The sequence below is a fragment of the Planococcus sp. CAU13 genome (genome assembly GCF_000775575.1).
Lineage (GTDB): Bacteria > Bacillota > Bacilli > Bacillales_A > Planococcaceae > Planococcus.
This window is the reverse complement of record NZ_JRGN01000097.1, coordinates 1-8,652: the sequence shown is the minus strand read 5'-3', so window position 1 is coordinate 8,652 and position 8,652 is coordinate 1. Positions and strand designations below refer to the sequence as shown.

Here is an 8,652-nt window from a genome sequence, read left to right as displayed (position 1 = left end):
GTAAGATAGAAACGAAAAACTATAAGATACATCCCCTAAATCGTAAGTTAAGAACGCATCCCCCTTAATAAAAGTTGCATAGGCTGCATAATCCAAGTAGGCACCCATTAGAAACCCATTCTCTTTCATCTCTCCCCCTCTCCACCCACACTCCAAGCAGTGGCGCGGCTAAGGTGTGGTCGGAGCGATAAGACTGGCATCACTCCAGCCAGGCTGATTGCGGGAGACCACTCCAAAGCGCCATTGTGAAAACAAACACCAAGCTACATACCACACCCCAAACACAAAAAAAGCCCCCGCAGACTACTCTCCGCAAGGGCCACACCAACTTTCGCATTCCTTATTTCCCATAAATCACCGTAACATGCGGATGCTTCCGCAGGACGCTTGCCGGAAACTCTTCCGTTACGGCACCGTTCTCCAGGCGCCGCACCACATCCATCTTATTCTCGCCGAAAGCGAGCAGCACGATCTTCTTGGCTTCCATGATGGTGCCAATGCCCATCGTGATCGCTTCCACAGGTATATCTTCTTCCTTTTCGAAAAAGCGCGCATTGGAATTTTTCGTCTCCTGCGTCAATTCAACCACCTGCGTACGCGAATCAAAGCAGCTGCCGGGTTCATTAAAACCGATATGGCCGTTGACGCCAACACCGAGCAATTGCAGGTCGATGCCGCCGCTGTCAGCAATCAGCCTTTCATAAAGCGCACATTCCGCTGCCAGATCCGCTGCCCGCCCATTCGGCAAATGACCCTGGGATTCCGGCAAATCGATATGGCGGAATAGATTCTCCTGCATATACTCGTGGTAGCTGCTCCGGTCTCCGGGTCCAATGCCGACGTATTCATCCAAATTGAATGTCGTCGCCCTTGAAAATGAAAACTCATCTGCCTGATGGCGACGGACCATCTCTTTATAAAAGCCGAGCGGACTTCCGCCCGTAGCAAGACCAAGGACACTATCCGGTTTTTCAACCAGTTGCTGTACGAAAATCTCGGCTGCCAGTTTGCTCATCTGTTCGTAACTCGAGACTTCAATCCATTGGAACACCTTTGTTTTGAACATCGGCATTACTCTTCCTTCCTCTGCAAAAAGTGTGGCGGACCCCGAATTTTTCTGTCACCAGAACAATATCGGCATCTTTGCCGCTGTCGATGCTGCCTTTGCGGTGCCAGACACCTAGCCGCTTCGCCGCATTCGCAGACGACAGCGCAATGGCGTCTGGCCACGAAATCAAAGCCAGCTGCTGTAAATGGCGCAATCCTTCATTCATTTTCAGGACACTGCCCGCAAGTTTACCTGTGGACAGCAGGGCTTCCTGACCGGATACCTTCACTTGCCGGCCACCCAGTAAATAGGAGCCGTCCGGGAGCCCTTTGGCGCGCATCGAATCAGTTATCAACAGCAAACGCTTAGTGCCGATTACACGAAGCACAATTTCCAGCATATCTGAATTCAGATGAACTTTATCAGCAATCACTTCACAAAACAGATCCCGATTCAGCAGTCCGGCTCCCACCACACCGATTTCCCGGTGATGGAGGCCGCGCATCGCGTTGCCGAAATGCGTCAGGTGACTCAACCCCGCAGCCTGTGCCCCTTTGATTGTATTATAATCCGCCATCGTGTGACCTGCAGAGATAATGACTCCGAGATTCGCAAGTTCACGGATTACCGCAAATTCCGGATCCAGTTCTGGGGCCATCGTGACAATTTTCAGATCATCCAGCGTTTCACCGAACCAGTCTGTCAATAATGGCATCGACGGTTCACGGATATAAGCGGCTGGCTGCGCACCCGCCTGACCCGGGTGGATAAACGGGCCTTCCAGGTGAAAGCCCAGCATTTCCGCCCCGTCTCCCCCGTTTTTATTCATGAAGTTCCTACAGTGACCGATGGCTGCAGCAATCCCTTCCGAGGGACCTGTCATCGTAGTTGCCAGAAACGAAGTCGTCCCTTCCGCCGGCAGTGCTTCGGCAATCGTCTGCGCCGCTGTGCTGTCGGCGTCCATGAAGTCCGCTCCGAGCGCACCGTGGATATGGATATCAATAAAACCGGGAAGTGCCACCAGACCGCCGCCATCAAATCGTTCGCCGGTATAGTGCGCGAATGGCTGTGTCGAAACAGCAGCAATCTTTTCGCCATCGATAAGAATGGAACCGGCCGCCAAGTCGCCGGATTCCTGCACAAGCCGGATATTTTCTACGAGCAATCGGGTCATTGCAGCCACGTCCTTTTCCGCTGGAATATTTGAATAGTCTTCCTGCAGGCGTTCTTTTATTTCAGATTAGCATTCAGCAAATAGGGAAGTAAAGGAATGACAAGAAACTACGGAAAGGAGAGTGAGTAAGATGGATATCGCCCTGCTGGCGGCATTCCCGGTTCCGCTTCGCTTATTGACGGGGCTGCTGATCCTGATTGCCGGGGTTTTGACACTCTATTGGTTTTTCATGGCCAAAAATAATCCGAAATCCCAAAGTGTCGATAAATTGCCGGTGAATAACGAGGCACACAAATTGCAGGACCAGTATGACCGGGGTGAAATCACGGAGGAAGATTATAACAGAAGGCTTCAGGACCTGGACAGAGAGTCTGAGAACCAGTGAAGGCAACGCTTTGTGCCACCCCTCGGTGTTTAGTTTTCTCGCGAGTGGTAAAACAGGATAATGAAGCAACCAAATCTGAACTTGGAGGTTTTATTGTGGCACATGAACAGCATGCAGAGTTATTGAAGGTTTTACACGAGTGCATGACCGAATGCAACCATTGTTTCGACGCCTGCCTGAAGGAAGACGATGTAAAAATGATGGCCGGATGCATCCGTCTGGACCGGGAATGCGCGGATATTTGCGGCTACCTTGAACAGGCGATATCGCGCAACTCGCCGTTTGTCGCTCAATTGGCGCAGGTGTGCGCTGAGATCTGTGAAGCCTGCGGCAATGAATGCAAAAAGCACGACCACGAGCACTGCCAGCGCTGTGCGGAAGCCTGCTTCAGATGCGCGGAAGCATGCAGGAACGTCGCTTAAACCGGAGAGATATTTCTTTTTTGAACTGCTGAACGATCAGTCATTGATAAAGGAGGATTTACATGGGCAGATTAGATGGCAAAGTGGCAATCATTACAGGTGCCGGCAGCGGGCAAGGCGCGGAAGAAGCGCGCATGTTTGCGAGAGAAGGCGCAAAAGTAGTCGCGACGGATATTCAGGCTGATAAAGTAAAAGCCGTCGCGGAAGAAATCACCTCAAATGGCGGTGAAGCAATTTCGTTCACCCATGACGTAACGAAAGAAGAAGAATGGGACATGGTCGTCAGAGAAACGGTCGATCGGTTCGGCAAACTTGATATCCTCATCAACAATGCTGGCATCGGCGGCGCCGAAGGATTCGGCCTGATCGATACGATTGATTTGAACTCGTGGAATAAATTCATGACAGTCAACGCGACCAGTAATTTCCTCGGCATCAAAGCTGTCGTTCCGGCAATGCGCGAAAACGGCAAAGGCTCCATCGTCAATATCTCGTCAATGGCGGGCATTGTCGGTGGTGCCGCGGGCGTCCACTACACAGCTTCCAAAGGGGCAACCCGACTGCTGACAAAAGGCGCCGCGGTTGAACTGGGTCCGGATAATATCCGCGTCAACTCGATCCATCCCGGTTTCATCAACACGCCGATGACTTCTGTCGTCCTGGATGACGCAGAAATGAAAGCCGGCGCTCTATTGAATATTCCGCTCGGCATTGTCGGCGAACCGGAAGACGTCGCGTATCTCGCGCTGTTCCTGGCATCTGACGAATCCCGGTTTGTAACCGGCGCTGAACACCTGATTGACGGCGGTCAGACTGCCAGATAAAACGATCAATCCAGATCCGCTTCCTCTTTATATGAAAGCGGATTTTTTCATTTTTCATTTATTTCCTGGGAAATAATAAAAGGCAAGCCCTCGGAAGGCTTGCCTTTTATCTATTTTTGTCAACCGGACGACACAGCCGCCCGGTGCTCTCTTCTTTCCTTTATAAAGTTCAAGGCGAAAATGCCAAGTACAATCACCATACCGATGATATCTGTAAAGTTTTCAGGAACGATCAGCAGCAGCGCTCCGGCGCCCAGCAGAATCGAAGTTACGACGTTCATGCGTGTTTTGAAATAACCTTCCACCGCGGCGCTCAAACCGATAATCCCGATAATCGCGGTGATGGTGATCAGGATGACTTCAATTGCCGGCGGGAACGCGAATTCCCTGGCATTTGTGGCAATCCCTTCCGTTTCAATCAGCAGCATCGCTGGATTATAGACGAAGAGATAAGGAATGATAAAACCGGCAATCGACAATTTCAATGCGTTGAAACCGGTTCGCATCGGATCTCCCCCGGAAATACCCGCTCCGGCAAATGCGGCAAGCGCAACCGGTGGCGTAATATTGGCGAAGATACCGAAATAGAATACGAATAGATGTGCAACCAATACCGGAATGCCGAATTCAGCAAGAGCCGGTGCTGTCATTGTAGCCGTAATAATATAGGCAGGAATTGAAGGCAAGCCCATGCCCAGAACGATGGATGCAAGCATTGTCAGGAACAATGTCCAGAACAGGGAACCAGCACCAAACGCAGTGATCGCTGAAGTCATGACCGTACCAAAACTTGTCAGGCTGACGACTCCAATGATGATGCCGACGACCGCACAGGCGATCATTACGGATAATGACTGGCGAGCACCGTTTTCAAGCGCTTCCAGAATATCTCTGAAGCCCATGCGCGTCGATTTGCGTAAGGCTGCAACCAATACAGTCAAAACGATTGTATAAAATGCGGCCTGCGCAATCGGCAAACCGGTATAAAGCATGACGATCAATCCGACGATCGGAAGGAGCAAATGCCCTTTTTCTTTCAATACTTTCTTTGTTTCAGGAAGATCCGCTTTCGGAATTCCTTTCAAATTGCGTTTGCCTGCACGGAAATGCACCTGCATGATAACGCCGAGGAAATAAAGAATGGCCGGAATCAGTGCAGCGAGCGCAATCGTACCGTAAGCGATTCCTGTTGTCTCCGCCATGATGAACGCCGAGGCCCCCATGATCGGCGGCAGAATCTGCCCGCCGACCGAGGCACTGGCCTCCACCGCACCGGCAAAGTTTCTGTGGTAGCCGATTTTCTTCATCAAGGGAATTGTGAACGCGCCGGTACCGACCACGTTTGCGATGGCCGAACCGTTGATGCTTCCCATGAATCCGCTGGAAATGACCGCCACTTTGGCAGGTCCGCCCTGTCTGCTGCCGGCAAGAGCCATAGCCAGGTCATTGAATAATTGGCCCATTCCTGATTTCGCCAGGAACGCTCCGAACAGGATGAACAGGAAGATAAATTGCAGGGATGCGGAAATGGCTGTCGAATACAGCCCTTCTGTTTTCAGGTACAATTGGCCGAAAATATCGCCCATGTCGAATTGCCGGGTCATCAGCATATCCGGCACCCACAGGTTATAACTGAAGAATGGGTAAGCAAGGAAGATCAATGCCAGAATCGGCAGGATCCAGCCCGTGATTCTTCGGGCTCCTTCAAGTACAAGCAATACAGTCAAAATCGCCATCACGATATCCATATTATTCGGGATGCCGCCGCGTGTGGTAACAATATTGTTGTATTCATAAATAATGTATCCGGCAGTCGACAAACTCAGGAAGAACAGGATCCAGTCGTAGACCGGGATCTTCGAGCGGTCCTGCTTTTTGAATGTCGGATATACAAGGAAAATAAGCGCCATCCCGACGGCTACGTGAATCGATCTTGCCTGGAGGGCGGGAAGCGGATTGAACGTTACATATAGATGGAACAGTGAATAAGCAATGGCAATTGCCGCCACAAGGAAGACGAGTTTACGGTTCTTCAACTTACGCACTTTCGCGTCGGTGTCGTATTTCTCCAGAATTTCCTGGCTTATGTTTTTATCTTCGTCATGCGCTGAGACACTCTCAATGTTGAGGTCTCTGTTATCTTTCGTCATAACTTCTTCCCTCCAATATACTGCCAAAGATGGATCCGTTCTATGGAAATGGCGACGAACTCATAATCATCGGTCAATTCATACAACGGAATCGTTTTATTTTCAATTAAGATTGTTGTTTGCGCATTTTCAGAGACAGTCAGGTTCATTTGCGGAAGGTGCTGATTGATCCGCATATGCACGAAACCATCTTCCGAAGAAATGATTTCTCCATCAGACGGCACCCCTGCCCCGAACGTTTTAAAAACCGTTTCGGTAAGCAGCAGCCGGTCCCCGTCCCGTTCATACATTTCCAGCCATTCTTCTTTTTCGACAGAATGGATCCATTTCAAGGTGAATTCATCTTCGGTCAAAAAGTACTGTTCATTGCCAAAATCGAAATGGATCACCGGCAACCTGAAAAGCAGGAAAAAGAGGAGCACCAGCAAGCATGCTCCCCCGAATAAAACCTTATTGTTCACTGTAATAACGTTCGGCTCCTGGGTGAAGCGGCGCTACAAGCCCTTCCTGAGCAGCTTCAAGTGAAATGTCTGAAGCGGCCTGGTGAGAGTTTTCCAGAGATTCAAGATTTTCAAAGAAAGTTTTCGTCAGCTTGTAGACATCATCTTCGCTCATGTCCGCGTTGACGATCAATGCGTTCATGATCGCCGCTGTCGGAATCGCTTCTTCGTTGCCATAAGTGTTTGCCGGAATTTCCAGCGCTACGAAATACGACTGATCTTGTGCGATTTGTTCAACGTCAGCCGGATCAACCGACACCAGACGGATATCAAGGGACTGGGACAATTCAAGAAGCGAAGCGTTCGGCAATCCGCTTGTCAGGAATGCTGCATCGATTTGGCCGGCACGCAGGCCGTCAGCCGCTTCCGCGTATCCAAGGTAATCCACCTGGATGTCATCATACGTGATGCCATGCCCTTCCAGAAGTGTACGCGCGTTCACTTCAACACCGGAGTTCTGGTCGCCTACTGCGATGCGTTTGCCGCGAAGATCGTCGAATGTTTCAATTCCTGAATCTGCAGTTGTTACGATCTGCACATAGTTCGGATAAAGTGCAGCGATCTGGCTGATTTTATCTGTCGGCTCTGTAAATCCTTCAGTGCCTTCAACTGCCTGAGAAACTACGTCACTCATTGTGAATGCCATTTCGATTTTGTCTTCTTTGATCAGGTTGACGTTTTCAACCGAAGCACCTGTTGTCTGTGTACGGGAGTTGACGCCGTAAGTTTTGCTGTAAGTGTCTGCAAGAGTTGTTCCGATAATGTTATAAGGGCCTGAAGCTCCTCCGGTTGCAATTGTGACGATATTCGACTCAAGACCTTCGGATTCTCCACCGCCTTCGCCGGATCCACCGTCAGTTGTTTCTTCTCCGCCGCCGCATGCTGCAAGTACCAGCGCTGCAGCTGCTGACATCATGAAAACGCTTAATTTTTTCTGTTTCATGGTAGTGCCCCCTCTATGTTTTTTTCAATTATAGCGTATAGATTTGAAAAGAGAAAGGTATTTGTGCATATTTTCTAGTAATTCTGTTTTCATTGAATAGCTTTTCATCCTAGTTTCAATGTTTTTTTCTGTAAATCCGTCTATATTACAATAGGGAACCGGTAAGTTAAGCGATGTATTTTACAGGCTATTTTATTATTTTAAGAGAATAAAATCTGGAAGTAAAAAGCCTTGCCGAATAGAAAGGCAAGGCTCGAAATTTATTGGATACTGCTTTCTTGATTTTCAGCTGAGAGGCTCTTCAATTTTCTTTAATTTACTGACCTCATCAATGAGTTCCCCTTTGACCGCAATGCGTTTTTTTCCTGAAGGTGTGCAGGTGATCAATGTAATTTCAGAAGACACACCGTTATCCTCCAATACGTGGACATCAGTCGCTTCTATCGTTTCCTTGCTTGTTACCTTATAGATATACGTATTTTCGCCGGCATGCAGGTAGATCAATTCATCATCTGCGACTTCATCCAAATTGCTGAAATGGCGTCCGTCCCTGTAGCCCCTGTGTCCGGCTATCGTGAAATTCCCTTTACCCGGAACCTGTTTTTCCTTGATTTGTGTGAGTGCAAGGTTTAAATTTTCCGGCGTAGTTTCATTTAACACGTATTGCTTTAAGTCGAGAGAAGGAATCTCCAGTTCCATTATTTCCTGCAGTTCTGTTGCCGAAAATCCATCAGCCTCAGTTTCAATAGTATCAACATTGCTTTCCTGGGAAGCCGCCACCATCGAAATGGCTTCTTCCAGTTCGTTCACTTCCTGCATATGCCGCCATTCCGTTGCGACCGGAATGGCGATACAGGTCAGTCCCCCGAGCAGGCAGCAGATGCCGATTAATTTTCTGAAAGGAGACATCTTTTGTTTTTCCATTTACCAATTATCATTCTTTCGTCTGATCAGTAATCGGCGGCTGAACAGCAGCAGGATAAATCCGATCACTATCAGATAAAGCATATACAGTTCCCCGGTCTGAGGCAGTTTTTCCAGTTCTTTCTCTTTGACGGCAGAGCCCGGCAGTTTTGGTTTGTCATTTTTATCCGTCGGTTCTGGTTTCACGCCTGTGTTGCCGTTACCCGACTCTACCGGTGATACTGCATCATTGTTCGGTGTTTCCGGTTTTTCCGGTGTTTCAGGAGTTTCTGGTTTCTCCGG

The 8,652-nt window shown here is 49.2% G+C and carries 10 protein-coding genes; 3 read left to right on the top strand and 7 right to left on the bottom strand.

Translation table 11 applies throughout. From position 1 onward, the window contains the following. Positions 1–340: 340 nt before the first annotated feature. Together nagB and nagA are read right to left on the bottom strand one after the other, a co-directional pair. Positions 341–1,066: a glucosamine-6-phosphate deaminase gene (nagB, locus tag KW93_RS04305; RefSeq protein WP_033541743.1), complete on the bottom strand. Its 726-nt coding sequence runs from the start codon at positions 1,064–1,066 to the stop codon at positions 341–343. Next, entirely contained in the window at positions 1,035–2,222 is a 1,188-nt protein-coding gene (gene nagA / locus KW93_RS04300) for an N-acetylglucosamine-6-phosphate deacetylase (protein ID WP_052131461.1), read from the bottom strand. The genes nagB and nagA overlap by 32 nt, the downstream gene beginning before the upstream one ends. Before the next feature lie 130 nt (positions 2,223–2,352). On the opposite strand from nagA, the gene KW93_RS04295 reads away from it, so the two are divergent. The 3 genes from KW93_RS04295 (at position 2,353) to KW93_RS04285 (ending at position 3,853) form a co-directional block, all read left to right on the top strand. Then, positions 2,353–2,607, top strand: coding sequence for an SHOCT domain-containing protein (locus tag KW93_RS04295; RefSeq protein ID WP_033541739.1), 255 nt, complete (start codon positions 2,353–2,355; stop codon positions 2,605–2,607). Between the two features lie 95 nt (positions 2,608–2,702). Continuing rightward, a complete protein-coding gene (locus tag KW93_RS17075) occupies positions 2,703–3,029 on the top strand; it encodes a four-helix bundle copper-binding protein (RefSeq protein ID WP_081986924.1) in 327 nt (108 codons plus the stop codon). A 62-nt stretch (positions 3,030–3,091) separates the two neighbouring features. After that, on the top strand, positions 3,092–3,853 hold the full coding sequence (locus KW93_RS04285; protein WP_033541738.1) for an SDR family NAD(P)-dependent oxidoreductase: 762 nt from the start codon (positions 3,092–3,094) through the stop codon (positions 3,851–3,853). 119 nt (positions 3,854–3,972) lie between these two features. Here the strand turns inward: KW93_RS04285 and KW93_RS04280 are convergent, their stop codons facing one another. From KW93_RS04280 to KW93_RS04260, 5 genes are all read right to left on the bottom strand, one after another. Continuing rightward, positions 3,973–6,003 carry a TRAP transporter permease gene (locus KW93_RS04280; RefSeq protein ID WP_033541737.1) on the bottom strand — a complete coding sequence of 677 codons (2,031 nt, stop codon included), beginning with the start codon at positions 6,001–6,003 and terminating at the stop codon, positions 3,973–3,975. Next, entirely contained in the window at positions 6,000–6,425 is a 426-nt protein-coding gene (locus KW93_RS04275) for a DUF1850 domain-containing protein (protein ID WP_235318357.1), read from the bottom strand. The genes KW93_RS04280 and KW93_RS04275 overlap by 4 nt, the downstream gene beginning before the upstream one ends. 28 nt (positions 6,426–6,453) lie before the next feature. Beyond that, positions 6,454–7,446, bottom strand: coding sequence for a TAXI family TRAP transporter solute-binding subunit (locus KW93_RS04270; protein ID WP_033541735.1), 993 nt, complete (start codon positions 7,444–7,446; stop codon positions 6,454–6,456). A 285-nt stretch (positions 7,447–7,731) separates the two neighbouring features. Beyond that, the gene (locus KW93_RS04265) at positions 7,732–8,355 is read right to left on the bottom strand and encodes a class D sortase (RefSeq protein ID WP_033541740.1); all 624 of its coding nucleotides are present in this window, start codon (positions 8,353–8,355) and stop codon (positions 7,732–7,734) included. Between the two features lie 15 nt (positions 8,356–8,370). Then, positions 8,371–8,652: LPXTG cell wall anchor domain-containing protein (locus KW93_RS04260; protein WP_033541734.1), on the bottom strand; the 282-nt coding region annotated here is incomplete at its 5' end.